The following is a 16,097-nucleotide window of genomic DNA, read 5'->3' on the forward strand; positions in this document are numbered from 1 at the left end:
ATGGCCATTAAGACCTGTTCTTCGAGACATGTTTCATCGTGCAAAGACCCCGCGCTCGCAGAGCACGGGGCCTGGCGATGGCCATGCAGGACGGGCCGCGCAGGCATCGAACATGGGAGGCTTCCGCGCTTGCGAAGCGCGGGGCGGCGCGCCCCCGTCACCGCTCCACAACCTCCGGGCCCCGCGCCCGCGCGCAACGCCAGGCCGACGCGCACCTGCGCGACGCCAAGCCGACGCGGCACGCCTGCCGGTCAGCGGACGTTCTTCTTCGGCCACAGCCGCGAGTTTCGCATCGCCTGCTGCACGTCGATTTTAAAAGTCTCGCGCTCGTCGCGGCTCGTCAGCTGGACCAGCGCGTCGACCAGGACCGGGAACGTGTAGGGCGACGGGTTGACCATCAGCAGCCACTCGCGGATCTGCTCGCGCATCATCACCCCGGCCTCGCCGGCGGTCTTGCCCGCGCGGATGAGGTACGACGTGAACACGCTCTGGACCTCGCGGAGGACCGGGCCGAGCTCGCCGAGCATCAGGCGGTCGACCTCGTCCTCGGGCTCCGGCACCGGGGCCGAGCCGGCCGACATGCTGCTCTCGGCGGACGAGCTGCCGATCGACGAGCGGAGCCCGGCGAGCCTGGTCTTCAGGACAGCTCGCACCGACGGCTGGGCCGAGTCGCGCTCGAGCATGATGGTGAGGGTCGCCTCCTCGCGGACGGGGACGATCATCATGCGGGCGGTGTGGAACGTGATCAGCAGCTCCTCGATGGGCGAGCCGACGGTAGCCGAGGCGACGACCATGCGACGGACCGTCTTGGCGATGTCGGTCGCGGTGGCGGAGTCGAAGTTGCTCTCGCTGGCGGTGTAGCCGCCGTCGACGGTCGCTACCAGCGAGCCGCGGACGCCGGGGAGCCGGTCGAGTTCCTCGAGGAGGCTGACTAGCTGGCGATTCGGCTCGGCGCTCATCGTTTGGTATCGACTCCCATAATCGCGTCGCGGATGGCCTCCGGGTCATGTCCCGGCGCGATCGACAGCACCGCCGACGTGGCCCCCATGCCGACCATGATCATCTGTTGGCCGCTGGCCGAGCGGGCGATCACCCCGTCGAACACGTGATAGCCGAGGGTGCGGGCGATGCGGGCCGCGCCGCGCATGTAGAAGCCGGCGAGCGTGACCACGGTGCTGTTGTTGCGCATGTCCTCGGCGATCACCTTGCCGGTGCTCGAGATGATCGCCACGCCGTTGACGCCCTCGAACTGCCAGAACTGGCCGAGCATCAGCTCGCGCGTCTCCGGGTCTTCGAGCAGGTCGACGGTGTTGGCCTTCTTGATCGGCCGGGCGTCGTTGCGCGCCGGCTGAGCCGGGGCGCCGCGAGCCGCGACCGAGCTCTGGCCCGGCGGGATCGTGTTGGTGCGGATCGCCGGGATCGACGTCGGGGTCGCGCGCGCCGGCACCGCGGGGATCGACGCCGGAGTGTGGCGCGCGGGCACCGAGGCCGGGGTGGCGCGCAGGGCCGGCACCGACGTCGGCGTGCCGCGGGCGGGCGTCGGCATCGCCGGTTGCGCCACGCGGCGCTCGAGCGTCTGCACGCGGCGGCGCAGCACCGGCACGCCGTCGTTCGATGGTTCGGGCGAGCGTTCGCCGGAGCGCTCGGACGGCGAGCGTTCCCCCGAGCGCTCCGAGGGCGACCGCTCGCCCGAACGCTCCGAGGACGACCGCTCCGGGGCGCGGTGCTGCTGCGGCCTGTGGTGGCTGCGCGCCTCCAGCTCCTCGTCGTCCTGCGGCAGCGCCAGGTCGTCGATGCGAGCGATCGCCGAGTCGGCCACGCTCGCCATGTCGATGTCGTCGGGCCGCACGTCGGAGGCCCGGCGCAGGCCGCTGCCGCCGTGCGACGGCGGTGCCGGCTGCGACGGCGGGGCCGAGCGCGCTGGCGACGTCGCCGGCTTCGGCATCGGCGCCCGCGTCGGCCGCGTCTCGGCCACCGGGCGCGGCGGCGGCGTCGGCTCGGGCTCGGGCTCGGGAACGTGGCGCGGCTTCTCCTCCTCGCGCTCCTCGACCGTCTCGTCGGTCTGGCCGAGGATGCCCTCGTCGGCCTGGCGCGCCGCCTCCATGAGCAGGTGCATGCTCGAGCGGACGATCGTGCGAGCGGGCGGCGAGCGGAACAGGTTCTCGCGGAAGCTGCCGCGGCCGACCGACAGCATCTTGTAGAACGCCTGCTCGCCGCGGATCTCGCCCCACTGCGCGTGGACGATGTCGCCGTGCTCGATCCACAGGTAGCCGGTGCCCGCGTGCGTCGTCAGCACCACCGCCTTGTCGCGGCCCGAGCCGGCGACCATCTGCACGTAGTCGAAGAACTCGACCTCGATCTGGTTGCCGTAGAAGCCCTTGCGGACGCCGCACGCCTCGATCGCCTTGACCAGCTTGTCGAGGTCGATCGGCTTCTCGACGATCCGCACCGAGCCGCCGCCCTCGTACTGTCCGCGGAATTCGGGGCTCAGCGCCTCGACGATCAGCACCACCGGGATCGACGGGAAGTAGCTGCCGAGCCACTGCAGCAGCTCGGCGCCGTCGCCCGAGGTCGTGTGCAGGTCGCACAGCACGACGTCGAACAGCTCGCGACGCAGGCGCTCGATCGCCTCGCGCGAGCCGTTGGCCGACGCCGCGATGTGTCCCTCGTGCTTGAGACGGCGCTCGATCGCCGCCTGCAAGAGCATGTCGTCGACCACGACGAGGGTGTGGATCACGGCGGACGACTTCGGCTTGGCGTTCTGCGGCACGCGGCTCCCTATCTTACTCTGCGCGCCCTTGCGACAGGGCTCTTATGCAACCTAGGACCGGCCTCGGGCCCTGTGCGCTCGGGCCATGGTGAATCCACCATGTTCTCTCGGCCTCGTTCCGGCCATCTTGATCGGTTTTGAACTTTTCAGGGCCGTTCGGCGAGGCCAGCGAGTGTAGCTCGCCCCGACGGCAATGGCTGTGAAGCGCCCCACCATGTGGGCTGTCGTCCGCTGTCTGGCAGGGCGTGATCGCGCGCAAACGATGTTATCTGCTGCATAATACAAAACGGTGTTCGGGTTCGGTGACTGTTCTTTTTGGATGCGGGCTTACAAAATCGTCCTTCCCTGTCCCCAAGCCTTGGCCTATCCTGCCGCCATGCGCCTCATCCTCGAAGATCTGAACCTCAATGCCGCCGAACGTATGCTTTGCGTGGAAGCGCTCAACGCCGCCGGCAGCATCGTCGAAGCCGCTCAGCTGCTTGGAATCACTCGCCACGCCCTCAAGCGTCGCATTATCAAGCACCGCATCGAGTGGCCCCGCCCGAACAGCACCGTAGCGAGCGATTCTGCCTCGGTGAGCGCTTCGGCGAGCTGAACCTCCGGGCCTCGGAGCCTCCTCACCTCCGATGCCCCTGACCAGCGCGTGACCCCCCGGTCACGCGCTGTTGCCGTTTAAGCGGGCTGTTCGGCGCCAAACGCCCCAAATACCGCGTCCCGCGCACGTCTGCGGCGTGGCGCGATCGGCAGTCAAGAGGCCGTCAGGAGGGCCTTCGGGGCCGGCTGGAGATCTCACAGGGATCTCTCCAAGTTTTTCCCCGACCTGCAGTGCAGGTGTCGTTTCGCTATTTTGACGACCCCGGCGAGCAGGCGGCGGGAGAGCCATGTTCGTCAGAATGAGCGAAGAAGACCCGAGGCCGAAGACCATTTGGCAGGTTTGTTCGGCCTTGGTGACCGCGCGAAGACGCGCGATAGCAGCTCTGCCGGCCCGGAAAAGATAGTTTTACTTCACTGCAATTTGAGTGAGCTTGAACAACAGTTCGGCTCGCTGTCGATGCGGCAGAAGTCGGCGTCGCGAAGTGGCGATTCGCGCATCCCGCCGCCCGACAACCCCCAACCCGCGCTCATACACGCGCTGGCTGATTCACAACCTCGCCGGCGGACTCAGAGGTCCGGGTCGTCGTCGTCGCTCAAGATCTCCGCTTGTGCGCGCTCGATCTGCTCGGCGAGCGACCGCAACGCCTCCTGCACCTCCGGCGCGGCGTCGGGCACGCAGAGCTCAGGACGTCGCAACAACTCGAGGACACTCGTCCAGCCGGACAAGAAAGCCGCGAGCTGCGGCCCGCTCAGCCCCTCCGTGCGACCGAGGAGCAACTGTTGGACGAGCATGTGGAGCGGTAACGCGGGCAAACCTGCACCAGCTTAAACCCGGTCCGCTTGCGACGCCAAAAAACCACATGCCCCGTGGAGACGGCCCCCGCTTGGACTATCTTTCTCGCCGTGAACGACCATGAACGCCGGCTCGCGAGCGTCGTCGAGGGGGTCCTCGAGTCGTACCGCGACCACGGGAACATCAACCACATCGACGGCAACAACCTGCCCGCCCGCAGCGAGGTCTCGGAGCTGCTCGACGACGTGCTGTCGATCGTGTTCCCGGGCTACTTCAACTACGAGCCGCTCGACGACCTCACGGTCCGCTACTTCGTGGGTGCCCGCTGCGCCCGGATCTTGCGCCGCCTCGAGCAGGTCGTCACTCGCTCGCTCGCCGTCGATTGCACCGGTCGCCGGCCCGCCGAGGAGATCGCCCTGGCCGCCCACGAGCACGCGCTCGACCTGCTGCAGGCGATCCCGTCGATCCGCGCCGCCCTGGCCGCCGACGTCCAGGCCGCCCTCGCCGGCGACCCGGCCGCCTGCAGCGACGCCGAGATCATCATGAGCTACCCGGGCGTGACCGCGATCGCAGGTCACCGGATCGCCCACCACCTCTACCGCCGGCGCGTGCCCCTGCTCCCACGCATGATCGCGGAGATCTTGCACAGCCGGACGGGCATCGACATCCACCCGGGGGCGACCATCGGCCGCAGCTTCTTCATCGACCACGGCACCGGCGTGGTGATCGGCGAGACGTCGGTGATCGGCAACCGCGTCAAGCTCTATCAGGGCGTCACCCTCGGCGCGCTCTCGGTCAAGTCGCGCGAGGTCGGCCGCAAGGTCCAGCGCCACCCGACCATCGAAGACGATGTCACCGTGTACGCCGGCGCCACCATCCTCGGCGGCGACACCGTGATCGGTCGCGGCTCCACGATCGGCGGCAACGTGTGGCTCACCCGCAGCGTCCCCCCGGGCACCACGGTGGTCCTCGATACCCCCACGCTCCGCTTCTTCGCCCTCAACGGCGAGAAGAACGGGCTCGAGAAGAACGGGCTCGAGAAGAACGGGCTCGAGAAGAACGGCGATAAGTCCGGAACGCCGTGAACCAGCGGCAGCCGCGGGCACGCGCGTTGACCGGGCCCGACCGGCGAACCTACGCTGGTCGTCGATGCAAACTGGCAATAAAGAGACGGTAAGAGCGGTGCTGGACGCGTTCTGTCGCAACGACCTCGACGTCGCGGCCGACTATTTCGCCGAGGACGCGACCATGACCAACAACACGATCACCGAGGTCCGCCGCGGCCGCCCGGCGATCCGCGCCCACTTCGACCGCTGGCACGCGAGCTTCTCCGCCGCGACCGCTCGCATCGTCGAGCTGCTCGAGGTCGGCGATACGGTCGTCGGCGTGTTCTATGGCGAAGGCACCAACACCGGACCTATCGGCGACCGACCCGCCACAGGCAAGCGCTACTCGATCAAGTACTGCGAGCTCTACCGCTTCGGCCCCGACGGCAAGATCGTCGCCAACGAGGGGTTCTTCGACCAGCTCAGCATGCTCCGCCAGCTCGGCCTCGCGCCGTGAGCCCGGCGTGGCTGTCATGAGGGACATGTCCGGAGCGGCATGTCCCTCGCGACATGTCGCTCCGGCTAGCCCTCGATCTCACGCGGGGCGCAGGCGGATCCGGCCGGTCAGGGCGTCGCGGACGATGCCCTTGGTGTCCTCGTCGAAGTTGCCGGTGACGATCGAGCGCATGTAGGCGCGCTCGGTCGGCTCGCTGGCGGCCCAGCGCAGCGACTTGCCCTTGAGGCGGCCGAAGTTGAACACCGGCTCGTTGTCGCGCCAGATGAAGCGGCGCGCGCCGTCGACGTAGCCGGCGCTGGTGATGTTGGAGACCTCGTGCAGCGCCTCGATCTCGAGGCCGAGCTCGCCGTAGCGGCCGAGCTGGCCGGCGAACACCTCGAGCGTGGCGATCGTGTCGGCCTCGGCGCCGTGGGCGTCGACGAACTCCTTCTCGCAGTAGAAGCGCATCGCGGCGGTGAGGTTGCGCGGCTCCTTCTGGTGGTAGATGACCTGAGCGTCGATGACGCGCACGCCGGACAGGTCGAAGGCCTTGCCGACGCGGGCGAACTCGGTCTGCATCACGCGGACGTCGAAGCGGCCGATGTTGAAGCCGGCGAGGTCGCAGCCGCGGAGGTAGCTGAGCAGCTCCTCGGCGATCTGGCCGAAGGTCGGCTCGTCGGCGACGTCGTCGTTGGTGATCCCGTGGATCTCGCTGGCCTCGATCGGGATCCGCACGCCGGGGTTGATCCGCCAGGTGCGCGGCGGCTCGACCCCGCGCTCGGCGCTGAGGCGGATCATCGAGATCTCGACGACTCGATCGAGCGCCGGGTCGGTGCCCGTGGTCTCGGTGTCGAAGAAGATGAGCGGCCGCTTGAGTCCGCGGAGGAACTCGGCGAAGCGCGGACCGAGCTGTTCCACCGTCGGGATGGGCATGCGTGGACTGAGCATGGCGACGCGTGGGGTTATACCCGGAACTTCCGGCGGCGGGAGGTGGGCTTCTGATCTGGCTCAGACCAAGCCCGCCGGCGCGCGGCGCACTCGCGCGGGGCTACGGGACGACTTCCAGCACGGTCTTGCCGACCGAGCGCCCCGACTCGAGCAGGCGGTGCGCGGCCTGAACCTGGTCCCAGGGCATCGTGGTGGTCCGCGTGGCGAGCAGGACCCCCCGGTCGAGGAGATCGGCGACCCGCGCGAGGATCGCCCCCTGGCGCGACGGGGCGGCGTCGAAGAGGGGGCGGGTGAACATGTACTCGAAGGAGAGGTGACCGCGCTTGCGGAACAGCGGACCGAGGTCGAGCGGGCCGCTCGGGGCGACGATCCCGCAGACGTGGCCGAACGGCCGCACGACCTCGAGCACCTGCGGCAGGTTCTGCGTCGGCTGGACGGTGTTGAGCACGAGGTCGACGCCGCCGTCGCCCAGCTGCCGCAGCTGGTCGAGGAGCGACTTCGTGTGGTCGATCACCGCGTCGGCGCCGAGCCTGGTGCACCACGCGGCGCTCTCCGGCCGCGAGGCGGTGGCGATCACGCGGAGGCCGCACACCTGCCGCGCGATCTGGATCGCCATCGAGCCGACGCCTCCGGCGCCACCGACGACCAGCAAGGTGCGCGCGGCCTCGCTGCTGCGGTCGGTGGGGATCACCCCCATGTTCTCGACCAGCGCCTCCCAGGCGGTGAGGGCGGTCAGCGGGATCGCGGCGGCGTCCAGGTGCGAGAGGGTTCTGGGGCGGTGCGCGACGATCCGCTCGTCGACGGCGACGTACTCGGCGTACGAGCCCGGGCGCGCGACGTCGCCGGCGAAGTAGACCTCGTCGCCGACGCGAAAGTGCTCGACGTCGCTGCCGGTCGCGGCGACGACGCCGCTGGCGTCCCAGCCGAGGATGAGCGGCGGCGCGGGCACGGGGCTGCCCGCCGCACCGCCGCGCCGGACCTTGGTGTCGACCGGGTTGGTGGCGGTGGCGTGGACGCGCACGACGAGGTCGCGCGGGCCCGGCTCCGGCTCGGGGACGTCGATGAAGACCTGAAGGACCTCGGGGCCGCCGTAGATGGCTTGACCGATCGCTCTCATGGCCGCGTCGCCGATGGGTCGAGCTTGATCGCGCCGCTCGCCGCGCTGCCGCCGCTCGTGGGCTTGGCCGGCGGGCTCGGCTCGGGCGCGGTGGGCCTCGCGCTGGTGATCGGGCGCCCGGCCTTCTTGGCGGCCTTCTCGGCGGCCTTCCGCTTGCGCAGCATGAGCTCGGCCTTGCGCGCGATCCGGTGGCTCTTGCGATCCTTCGCCAGGGCCTCGAGCTCGGGCAGCCAGATGATGCCCTCGGGGTCGAGCTGCTCGAGCGCGAGGAAGGCTTGCAACCTGACCTCGCGCTCGTCGTCGCTGAGCGCCTTGATCAGGACGTCACGCGACTTCGGCAGGCGCAACATGCCGAGCGCCTGGACCGCGGCGGCGCGCAGGTCCCAGTCGGCGTCGAAGGTGCTCGAGTAGAGCTCGGGGAACAGCTCCTCGCCGTTGCGCGCGAACCCGGCGGTGCGGGCGGCGGCGATGTTGACCTCGGAGTCCTCGTCCTTGAAGCCGCGCCGCAGGCCGTCGACGTTGTAGGGCGCGCCGGCGTAGCGCATGACCTGGACCAGCTGCTTGCGCACCTGCGGCGAGGCGTCGAGGCCGACCAACGCGGCCGCGCCCTCCTGCCAGTCGCCGCCGGTCAGCGGCAGCGCCTCGACGAGGGCGCAGCGGACCTTGACGGGGTCGGTGCTCTGAAGCAACCTGCGCAAAAGGACAGGCGCGACCTTGGGATCCTGCAGCTCGCCGGGCGAGAAGAACACGGCGTCCTCGACCTTGCGGTCGGGCTGCAGCTGCTCGAGGCGAGTGAGCCGCGCCGAGTCGGCGGTCTGCATGGCGGCGACGCCGATTGCGACGCGGTCGCGCCAGTCGACCTGCACCTTGGCGGGCGTTCCGGGAGTGGTTGCCGGGGCTGTCCCCGAGGACAGGTTCTTTGCAGCCGGCGGCGCACCCGGCGAGGCGGGCGCGGTCGTCGTCGCGGCGCGCGTGGGTGCGGGCGCGACGGGCGCTGCGAGCGCGAGGGCGGCGACGGTGAAGGCGACGATGATGGCCATCGCCCCCCAGCGTGAAGAAGCGTGCCCAGGCGTGCAAGCGCGCGGCTTCGACGCGGTCTTTCCGCCCTGGATCGAGGCTCTGCGATAAATCCGGCTCTAGCCGTCAAAACCCCAGGCGCGCTTGTATCCAGGAGTCGGGCGAGGGCGAAAAGCCGCATCGGGGCGCTTTTGAGCTGTCTTTTGGGGCCTGTTTAAGCAGGCATGTCCTGCGGCGGGCCCGGTCAAGTGTCCGGGGGCGAGGTGCGATGAGGCTTGCTCATGAGGTGTTCGCCGGAGTGGATCATCCAGCCGACCTTGAGGCGAGGAGCTCCCACTCGAGACCAGTGCGCGAGGAGATCGAAGGAGCGGCGTGGGCGTCGCGGCCGGGCTCCTCGACGCGCCGCGCGACGAGCTGTGGCGAGTCGCAGTGACAACGAGATGGATCGGCGAGCCGAAGAAGCGTCGGAGATGGAGAAGCTTGCGGTGCTCAAGCAGCCCGAAGAGTGAGAGGGCAGCAGACGGTGATGTCGGTTGCGGGTGCTCGGGTAGCGGCTCGAAGGGAGCGCGCAGGGCAGAAGCGTGCTCGCGGTGAGCCAGTGCCCAGAGCGCGGGCGCTCGCGCAGGACGTCATACGTGAGGAGAGAACGGGTGGCGGAGAGTCAGACGACTTCGAGTGTGCGGGCAGGACGCCACGCGCGCGGCGGACAGTGAGACCTTCGAGCGGTTGGCGACGCGAGAAGGGGCTCAAACGCGGGAAGTAAGAGCGCGGCATCGAGTGGCGAGCGGCGCTCGTCATGCGAGAAATGAGAGCGCGAGCAGAGTATCGAGCGTCTTGTGGCGAGAGCGGAGTGCTCACGGGTTCGACGGCGCGAGTATGCGTCGATTTGCCGGCGATGCCGCGAGGCTGCGCGAGTTCAGGCTGCGAGCGATCGTTGGATCAGGGCGGCGGGACGTCGGCGAGGAAGACGGCGATGTCGGAGCGCTCGAGCAGAGGATGGCGCGTCGTGTAGCGAGAGGGGAGGGCTCGCGGGTTCGACGGCGCGAGTATGCGTCGATTTGCCAGCGATGCCGCGAGGCTGCGCGAGTCCAGGCTGCGAGCGGTTGTTGGATCAGGGCGACGAGACGTCGGCGAGGAAGGCGGCGATGTCGGAGCGCTCGAGCGGAGGTTGGAGCGTCGCGTCGTGTGCCGGAGTGCTCGCGGATTCGAAGGCGACGACGCGTCGACTTGCCAGCGATGCCGCGAGGCTGCGCGAGTCCAGGCTGCGAGCGATTGATGGATCAGGGCGGCGGGACGTCGGCGAAGAAGGCGTCGATGTCGGAGCGCTCGAGCGGAGGTTGGAGCGTCGTGTCGTGTGCCGGAGTGCTCGCGGATTCGAAGGCAACGACGCGTCGACTTGCCAGCGGTGCTCGAGGTGCGCGAGTCCAGGCCCGATCGGGCTCAGGGCGGGGGGATGTCGGCGAGGAAGGCGTCGATGTCGGCCGGGGTGGTGGAGAAGCTGCACATCAGGCGGGCGCGTGGGCCGATCGGGGTGGCGAACGGGTAGTACGTGTGGCCGCGGTTGCGCAGGCGCCGATCGACGGCGGGGGGCAGGTCGGCGAACACGACGTTGGACTCGCGCGGGAAGGCGGGCGCGAGGCCGCGGATCCGCAGGCCCGCGGCCAAGCGTTCGGCCATCGCGGCGGCGGCTGCCGCGTGGCGCACCCACGCGCCGTGGGCGAGCACGCGGTTGAACTGGCCGGAGACGTAGCGGTGCTTGCTCAGCAGGTGGCCGGTCGACTTGCGCAAGAACGGCAGGCGTTCGGCGGCCCGCGCCGCTGCGGGTGAGCGGCCGGTGAACAGCACGATGGCTTCGCCGAGCGCGAGGCCACCCTTGGTGCCGCCGAACGACAGGGCGTCGACGCCGGCGTCGACGGTCAGCGCGCGGCAGGCTGCCTCTTCGGACAGGTCTTGGCTGCGCATGACGTAGGCCACCGCCTGGCTGAAGCGGGCGCCATCGACGTGGACGCGGTAGCCGTGCTCGTGGGCCAGGCGGCACAACGCGGCCAGCTCGGTGGGTGCGTAGACGGTGCCGAGCTCGGTCGGGTTCGACAGGGTGAGCACGCCGGCGGCGGGCTCGTGGACGTCGCCGCGGCGGCCGACGAGGTGCGGCAGCAGGTCTTTCGGGGCGAGGCGGGTCGGGTCGGCGCCGGGCTCGACGGGGGCGGTGCGGCACAGGGTGATCCGCTCCGGTGCGGTCGACTCGTCCTCGTTGTAGTGGCTGTAGCGGTGGCACAGCACGCGCTGCCACGGCTCGGTCAGCGCCGCGATGGCGAGCGTGTTGGCGGCCGTGCCGGTGGCGACGAAGAAGACCGCGGCGTCGGCCTCGGCGCCGAACAGGGCGGACACCCGGGCCGCCGCCTTCAGCGTGACGTCGTCGCCGCCGTAGGCCAGCGCCTCGCCCTGCGCGGCCTCGACCAACGCCGCCAGCGCCTCGGGGACGAGGCCCGCGTTGTTGTCGGAGCGAAAGTTCGTCATGCTGTCCTTCGGGTCATGTAGAGGCAGCCAGGTAGAGCGGGCGCCTCGCGCTGGGCCGCGGCGACCGAGACGGCGGGCGCGGAGCGGAGGTTCGTCATGCTGTCTCTCGGGTCATGTAGAGGCAGCCAGGTAGAGCGGGCGCCTCGCGCTGGGCCGCGGCGACCGAGACGGTGGGCGCGAGAGGGCGCGTGACGACGTAGGGTGCGGAGCGGAGGTTCGTCGTGCTGTCTCTCGGGCCATGTCGAGGCGGCCAGGTGGAGCGGGCGCCTCGCGCTGGGCCGCGGCGACCGAGACGGCGGGCGCGTGGCGACGTCAGGGGCGGAGCGGAGGTTCGTCATGCTGTCCCTCGGGTCATGTCGAGGCGGCCAGGTAGAGCGGGCGCCTCGCGCTGGGCCGACCCAGCGACGCCGCGTGCCTCGAGGCATGTGCTGGCGTCGCTGACGAGGATCGGCATGCTGTCCTCGAGGTCATGTCGAAGCGACCAGGTAGGTCAGCCAGATCTCCTGGTTCTGCTCGTGGGCGATCTCGCGGTACTCGGTGGTACCGTCCTCCTCGTCGGTGTACTCCCAGAACACCCGCGGCGCGGCGAAGCCGGCCTCGTCGAGGAGGTCGCGCAGCTCGGGCAGGGTCCAGACTCGCCAGCGGTAGGCGAATGCCGGCTCGATGCGCGAGCCGTCGGGGAAGGCGAAGCTGATCGAGCAGCGCGCGGTGTGGTCGAGCGGGTTGAACTGGCTGTGGTCCCACAGGTACGAGAAGCCGTCGTATTCGCGGCGCTCGTGGTAGTCGGCCACTGCCTCGGTGCCGCCGATGCAGTCGAGCACGAACAGGCCGCGCGGGCGCAGCGAGCGGCGGACGTTGCGGAAGTAGGCGAGCAGCTGCTGGCGCGTGGGCAGCAGGAAGTAGCTGAAGTTGAGGGCGCAGACGACGTCGGCGCGGTGGTCGTTGGGGGCGAGGACGTCGGCGTGGACCAGCTCGATGCGATTGGCGATGGTGGAGCCGGCGGGGCCGAGGTTGTGGCGGCGGGCCCAGGCGAGCGCCTCGGCGTCGAGGTCGACGCCGATCGACCGGCGCTGGGGGCCGCGCTTGGCCCACTCGGTGGCCAGCAGCGCGGTGCCGCAGAAGTCCTCCTTGAGCACCTTCGGCTTGACGCCGCGCATCTCGGTGTAGACGCGCTCGACGAATTCGATGTTGTCGGCGGGGGCGTTGACTGCCTCTTGATAGAGGGCGAAGCGGTCGGCCTGTTCGGCGAGGGTATGCTTGCGGGCGGTAGAGCGGCTGGCCATGAGGCTTGTGAAGGAGCGCGGGAAGCTAGCACACCCGCGGGCCCCACCGCTACGCCGCCGCCGGGCTGTGCCGGCCCGCCGTGCTGCGAGTCGCTTCACGCGTCGTGCCCGCTTTCGTGCGGACGGGCAGTCGTGTGTCATGTCCGCTTCGAGCGGACGGGCCGGTCGTCGCGCGTCGTGTCCGCCTCGTGCAGTGCGTCGGGCCCGCTTCGTGCGGACGGTTCAGCCGTCGTGCGTCGGGGCCGCTCGGCGTGGACGATGGGTGGGCCCCGCGTCTGGTTGACGTCGGAGGTCCGCTTTCTGTGTCGGGCCGCGCTGGTGCGTCGGGTCCGCTTTCTGCGGATGCTCCGTGGTCATACGTCGGGCCCGCTTCGTGCGGACGGTTCGCTCGTGGCGCGTCGGGTCCACTTTGTGCGAACTGTTCGTGGCGCCTGGGGTCGCGCGCTCCGTGGGCGTGCGTTGGGAACGTGGTGGTGCGTGAGACCGTGGTGGAGCGTCGGGTCCGCGCTCGTGCGTCGGGTCGGTGGTCCTGGGTCGTTGCTTGCGCATCGCGGACGGCCGGGGTCTCGACTCGGGCCGTCGACGGTCCGCAGGCTCAGCCCTGCTCGTCGGCGCTCTGGTCCTCGATGCGCTCGACTGCCCAGGCCAGCCGGTCGCGCGTTCGGTCGTCCTGCTCGGCCTCGAGGGCCGACTGCAGGGCCGGCAGGTCGGCCGGCCTGCCGAGTTTGCCGAGGCCCTCGGCGGCGAGCAGGCGCACACGGGGGTCGGCGTGGCGAACTGCCTCCAAGAACAGGTCGTGAAGGCCAGGGCTCGAAGACCATGACCGAAGGGACCGGCGGCAGATCGCGCGGACCTGGTCGTCGGGGTCGCGCAGGCCCTGGGCGATGAACGGGACGTGCTCGGGGAAGCGGGCGCTGAGGGCGTGAGCGGCGGTGCGGCGGGCGTCGAGGTCGCCGGCCATCCACTTGGCGAGGACGACGGGGGTGGCGACGGTGCGGACGGCCTCGCGGTAGGCGAGGGCGTCGGGGCCCTCCATGAAGTCGTTCATGGCGTCGACGAGGGCCGCGAAGGCGCGATCGTCGTGCTCGGCCGCGAGGGCCCTGGCAGCGGCGGGCGAGGGGTTGTCGGCGAACGCCTGGACTCGGCTGGCGAAGTCGGGGGTGGACATGGTCGGCTCCGTGGTGTCAGGCGCGGCGGCCGAGGTCGGCGACGTGGCTCGGGCCCCTGGCGCCGTCGCCCGGGTTGTCGGGGTTGACCGCGTGCAGTGCTTGCAAGATCTGCGAGAAACTGCGCCGCTGCAGCAGCTCGTCGAGCAGCTTCAGCAGGGTGTCGCCGATCATGCTCCAATACGTGACGCGGCGGGTGCCGAGCAGGTCGAGGCCGCCGGCGTTGGCCTTGGGGTTGAGCTTGCGCAGGTTGTAAAAATAGTCGTTGGTGCGGCAGCCGTTGAACAGCCACAGCCGGTAGCGCTTGTCGAACGCCTGCTTCGACATGCGGCGGATGTTGGGGTCGGTCTTGAGCTGGTCGACCATCACGTGCGCGCCGAACTCGGCGCTGTGGTAGTTGCGCAGGTTGATGACGAGGTTGCCGGAGTTGAGGCGGCGGATCTGCAGGCGGCCCTTGGCGACGAGAGCGCGGTACTCGGCCAGCGGCGAACGCTTGCTCGCCCGCCCGCGCTCGGCCAGGTACTCCTCGAGGTCCTTGTACTCGCTGAAGCTGGCCTCGATCGCGCCCTTGTCGTCGACGAGGTCGGCGGTGAAGTTGTAGTCGAAGTCGGGGCCGGTTCCGTAGCGGCCGTGGCCGCCGTACATGGCGACGTCGCAGCGACCGAGGCCCTCGAGGAAGGCGGAGGCCGCGTCGCCGCCGGCGCTGCCGTCGCCCGCGCGCACGAGGGTGACGACGACGTCGATCGGCCGGCCGCCGGCGTCGGTGGCGGCGCCGCGGGCGATCCAGTGCTCGGCCGGCCGCTGCGGGGCGAGGCGCTTGCCGGCGGCGATCCGCGCGGCGGCGCCGGCGTCGTCGCGCGAGAAGCCGCGCGCGGCCAGGCCCGACTCGAGGAGCTCGTCCTGCGAGCGGTTCGAGCCGTATTCGTCGAAGCCGCAGGCGATCATGACGGTGCAGAGCTGGTCGGCGAACAGACGCTCGTACCAGGGGGAGCCGGGCGGGTCGAGGGTTCCGTTGATGCGCAGCGCCATGCGCCTGGAGCATAGCGAGTCGGCGCGGGCCTCGCACGCGCGCGACTTCGCGGCGCGAATGTGCGAGGATGCGCTCGCCATGAGGTTCGTGCGCTCGCGGGCGATCTGCGTGACGGTGTCGCTGACGCTGGCCCCTTCGTTGGTGCGCGCGGCACCAGTGAACGGTGGTCCTGCAACAACCGCGGGGCCGACAGCGAAGGCCTCCCCCCCGGGGAGGGAGGCGACGACAGCGTCGAGCTCACCGACGGCGACGCCATCGAGCTCACCGACGGGAACGACCTCCCCCACGGGAACGAGGATGTCGACGATCGCTCCCGCGTCGACGGTGACGTCGACAACGACGACTCCACCCGCGTCGACGGGGACAACGACAACGACGACTCCACCCGCGTCGACGGGGACAACGACGATCCCAACCACGTCGACGGTGACGTCGACAACGACGACTCCACCCGCGTCGACGGGGACGTCGACAGCGCCACCCGCGTCGACGGGGACGTCGACAGCGCCACCCGCGTCGACGGGGACGTCAACAACGACGACTCCACCCGCGTCGACGGGGACGTCGACGACTCCACCCGCGTCGACGGGGACGTCGACGACTCCACCCGCGTCGACGGGGGTGACTTCGGGGCCGACGACAACGAGCAACAGCGCGACGACGGCTCCGGACGCGGCCACTTCGGCGGCGGGCGGGGTGACGAGCCCCGGGTCGAGCGCCGAGACGGCGCGGCCGACGACGGCTCCTGGGGGGTCGGTGGCTGTGGAGGCGCCCGCGGAGCCGGGGCGGTCGCGGCCGCGGACGTGGCAGATCTATCAGCGCCCGCTGCCCGGCGCGGAGCACAGCTGGGGGCCGCCGAACGGGCAGATGCCGGCGGTGGTGGAGGTGTCCGAGGCGCCGATCGATCCGAACAGGACGCCGCCGAACGGGACCCCGCGGATGATCATCGGCGCGGCGATGGGCACGATCGGTCTGGTCGTGTTCGGCCTCGGGATCGCGGCCCGCACGACCGACGTGTTCGGCGAGGACCGGCGCGCCGGCGTGCCGCTGATCGGCGGCGGCCTGGTCGTGGCTGCCATCGGCTGGGGCCTTTTCACCCACGGGGTGCTGCGTCGCAAGGCGTTCCTCCGCTGGCAAGAAGGCCGCGCGACTGTGGCGCCGACCATCGGCGGGGCCATGCTGCAGCTGCGGTTTTAAAAATAGCTAGACGGCCAGCGGGGTGGTCGAAGGGACAGGTGTGCGGCCGGGCCGGGAAGCGAGCCTCGGTGTCGCGCATGTCCGAAGGGACAGATGCGCACGCGCGGGTCGCTGCGCCGGTGG

At 70.3% G+C, this 16,097-nt stretch carries 14 protein-coding genes; 4 read left to right on the forward strand and 10 right to left on the reverse strand.

The genetic code is table 11. From position 1 onward, the window contains the following. Positions 1-251: 251 nt before the first annotated feature. Together O0S08_RS48955 and O0S08_RS48960 are read right to left on the reverse strand one after the other, a co-directional pair. The gene (locus O0S08_RS48955) at positions 252-959 is read right to left on the reverse strand and encodes a roadblock/LC7 domain-containing protein (RefSeq protein ID WP_269036451.1); all 708 of its coding nucleotides are present in this window, start codon (positions 957-959) and stop codon (positions 252-254) included. Continuing rightward, positions 956-2,770: a response regulator gene (locus O0S08_RS48960; protein WP_269036452.1), complete on the reverse strand. Its 1,815-nt coding sequence runs from the start codon at positions 2,768-2,770 to the stop codon at positions 956-958. The genes O0S08_RS48955 and O0S08_RS48960 overlap by 4 nt, the downstream gene beginning before the upstream one ends. 376 nt (positions 2,771-3,146) lie before the next feature. On the opposite strand from O0S08_RS48960, the gene O0S08_RS48965 reads away from it, so the two are divergent. Beyond that, entirely contained in the window at positions 3,147-3,365 is a 219-nt protein-coding gene (locus tag O0S08_RS48965; RefSeq protein WP_269036453.1) for a helix-turn-helix domain-containing protein, read from the forward strand. A 566-nt stretch (positions 3,366-3,931) separates the two neighbouring features. Here the strand turns inward: O0S08_RS48965 and O0S08_RS48970 are convergent. Further along, positions 3,932-4,177: a hypothetical protein gene (locus O0S08_RS48970; RefSeq protein ID WP_269036454.1), complete on the reverse strand. Its 246-nt coding sequence runs from the start codon at positions 4,175-4,177 to the stop codon at positions 3,932-3,934. Between the two features lie 90 nt (positions 4,178-4,267). Between O0S08_RS48970 and epsC the strand changes: the two genes are divergently transcribed. Together epsC and O0S08_RS48980 are read left to right on the forward strand one after the other, a co-directional pair. Then, positions 4,268-5,242: a serine O-acetyltransferase EpsC gene (epsC, locus tag O0S08_RS48975; RefSeq protein WP_269036455.1), complete on the forward strand. Its 975-nt coding sequence runs from the start codon at positions 4,268-4,270 to the stop codon at positions 5,240-5,242. 64 nt (positions 5,243-5,306) lie between these two features. After that, complete coding sequence (locus O0S08_RS48980; protein ID WP_269036456.1) at positions 5,307-5,720, forward strand: ester cyclase; 414 nt, start codon at positions 5,307-5,309, stop codon at positions 5,718-5,720. Between the two features lie 78 nt (positions 5,721-5,798). Here the strand turns inward: O0S08_RS48980 and O0S08_RS48985 are convergent, their stop codons facing one another. The 7 genes from O0S08_RS48985 to O0S08_RS49015 all read right to left on the reverse strand — a co-directional run bounded on the left by O0S08_RS48985 (position 5,799) and on the right by O0S08_RS49015 (position 14,776). Next, entirely contained in the window at positions 5,799-6,632 is an 834-nt protein-coding gene (locus O0S08_RS48985) for a 3'-5' exonuclease (RefSeq protein WP_269036457.1), read from the reverse strand. A gap of 115 nt (positions 6,633-6,747) precedes the next feature. Beyond that, positions 6,748-7,764 (reverse strand): zinc-binding alcohol dehydrogenase family protein, encoded by a 1,017-nt coding sequence (locus tag O0S08_RS48990; RefSeq protein WP_269036458.1) that lies wholly within the window; start codon positions 7,762-7,764, stop codon positions 6,748-6,750. After that, positions 7,761-8,804: a HEAT repeat domain-containing protein gene (locus tag O0S08_RS48995; protein WP_269036459.1), complete on the reverse strand. Its 1,044-nt coding sequence runs from the start codon at positions 8,802-8,804 to the stop codon at positions 7,761-7,763. Before O0S08_RS48995 ends, O0S08_RS48990 begins: the two co-directional genes overlap by 4 nt. Before the next feature lie 1,417 nt (positions 8,805-10,221). Next, a complete protein-coding gene (locus O0S08_RS49000) occupies positions 10,222-11,298 on the reverse strand; it encodes a threonine aldolase family protein (RefSeq protein WP_269036460.1) in 1,077 nt (358 codons plus the stop codon). A gap of 467 nt (positions 11,299-11,765) precedes the next feature. Beyond that, positions 11,766-12,581 (reverse strand): class I SAM-dependent methyltransferase, encoded by an 816-nt coding sequence (locus O0S08_RS49005; protein ID WP_269036461.1) that lies wholly within the window; start codon positions 12,579-12,581, stop codon positions 11,766-11,768. 595 nt (positions 12,582-13,176) lie between these two features. Then, positions 13,177-13,749 carry a HEAT repeat domain-containing protein gene (locus tag O0S08_RS49010; protein WP_269036462.1) on the reverse strand — a complete coding sequence of 191 codons (573 nt, stop codon included), beginning with the start codon at positions 13,747-13,749 and terminating at the stop codon, positions 13,177-13,179. Positions 13,750-13,765: 16 nt separating this feature from the next. Continuing rightward, positions 13,766-14,776 carry a hypothetical protein gene (locus tag O0S08_RS49015; protein ID WP_269036463.1) on the reverse strand — a complete coding sequence of 337 codons (1,011 nt, stop codon included), beginning with the start codon at positions 14,774-14,776 and terminating at the stop codon, positions 13,766-13,768. 757 nt (positions 14,777-15,533) lie between these two features. On the opposite strand from O0S08_RS49015, the gene O0S08_RS49020 reads away from it, so the two are divergent. Next, positions 15,534-15,974, forward strand: coding sequence for a hypothetical protein (locus O0S08_RS49020; RefSeq protein WP_269036464.1), 441 nt, complete (start codon positions 15,534-15,536; stop codon positions 15,972-15,974). Positions 15,975-16,097: the final 123 nt, after the last annotated feature.

Source organism: Nannocystis punicea (genome assembly GCF_026965555.1).
Taxonomy (GTDB): domain Bacteria; phylum Myxococcota_A; class Polyangia; order Nannocystales; family Nannocystaceae; genus Nannocystis; species Nannocystis punicea.

What these genes read in the sequence shown, in the direction of transcription:
- O0S08_RS48955 (WP_269036451.1), bottom strand. Translation starts at nt 959, where the DNA reads ATGAGCGCCGAGCCGAATCGCCAGCTAGTCAGCCTCCTCGAGGAACTC.
- O0S08_RS48965 (WP_269036453.1), top strand. Translation starts at nt 3,147, where the DNA reads ATGCGCCTCATCCTCGAAGATCTGAACCTCAATGCCGCCGAACGTATG.
- O0S08_RS48980 (WP_269036456.1), top strand. Translation starts at nt 5,307, where the DNA reads ATGCAAACTGGCAATAAAGAGACGGTAAGAGCGGTGCTGGACGCGTTC.
- O0S08_RS48985 (WP_269036457.1), bottom strand. Translation starts at nt 6,632, where the DNA reads ATGCCCATCCCGACGGTGGAACAGCTCGGTCCGCGCTTCGCCGAGTTC.
- O0S08_RS48990 (WP_269036458.1), bottom strand. Translation starts at nt 7,764, where the DNA reads ATGAGAGCGATCGGTCAAGCCATCTACGGCGGCCCCGAGGTCCTTCAG.
- O0S08_RS48995 (WP_269036459.1), bottom strand. Translation starts at nt 8,804, where the DNA reads ATGGCCATCATCGTCGCCTTCACCGTCGCCGCCCTCGCGCTCGCAGCG.
- O0S08_RS49000 (WP_269036460.1), bottom strand. Translation starts at nt 11,298, where the DNA reads ATGACGAACTTTCGCTCCGACAACAACGCGGGCCTCGTCCCCGAGGCG.
- O0S08_RS49005 (WP_269036461.1), bottom strand. Translation starts at nt 12,581, where the DNA reads ATGGCCAGCCGCTCTACCGCCCGCAAGCATACCCTCGCCGAACAGGCC.
- O0S08_RS49010 (WP_269036462.1), bottom strand. Translation starts at nt 13,749, where the DNA reads ATGTCCACCCCCGACTTCGCCAGCCGAGTCCAGGCGTTCGCCGACAAC.
- O0S08_RS49015 (WP_269036463.1), bottom strand. Translation starts at nt 14,776, where the DNA reads ATGGCGCTGCGCATCAACGGAACCCTCGACCCGCCCGGCTCCCCCTGG.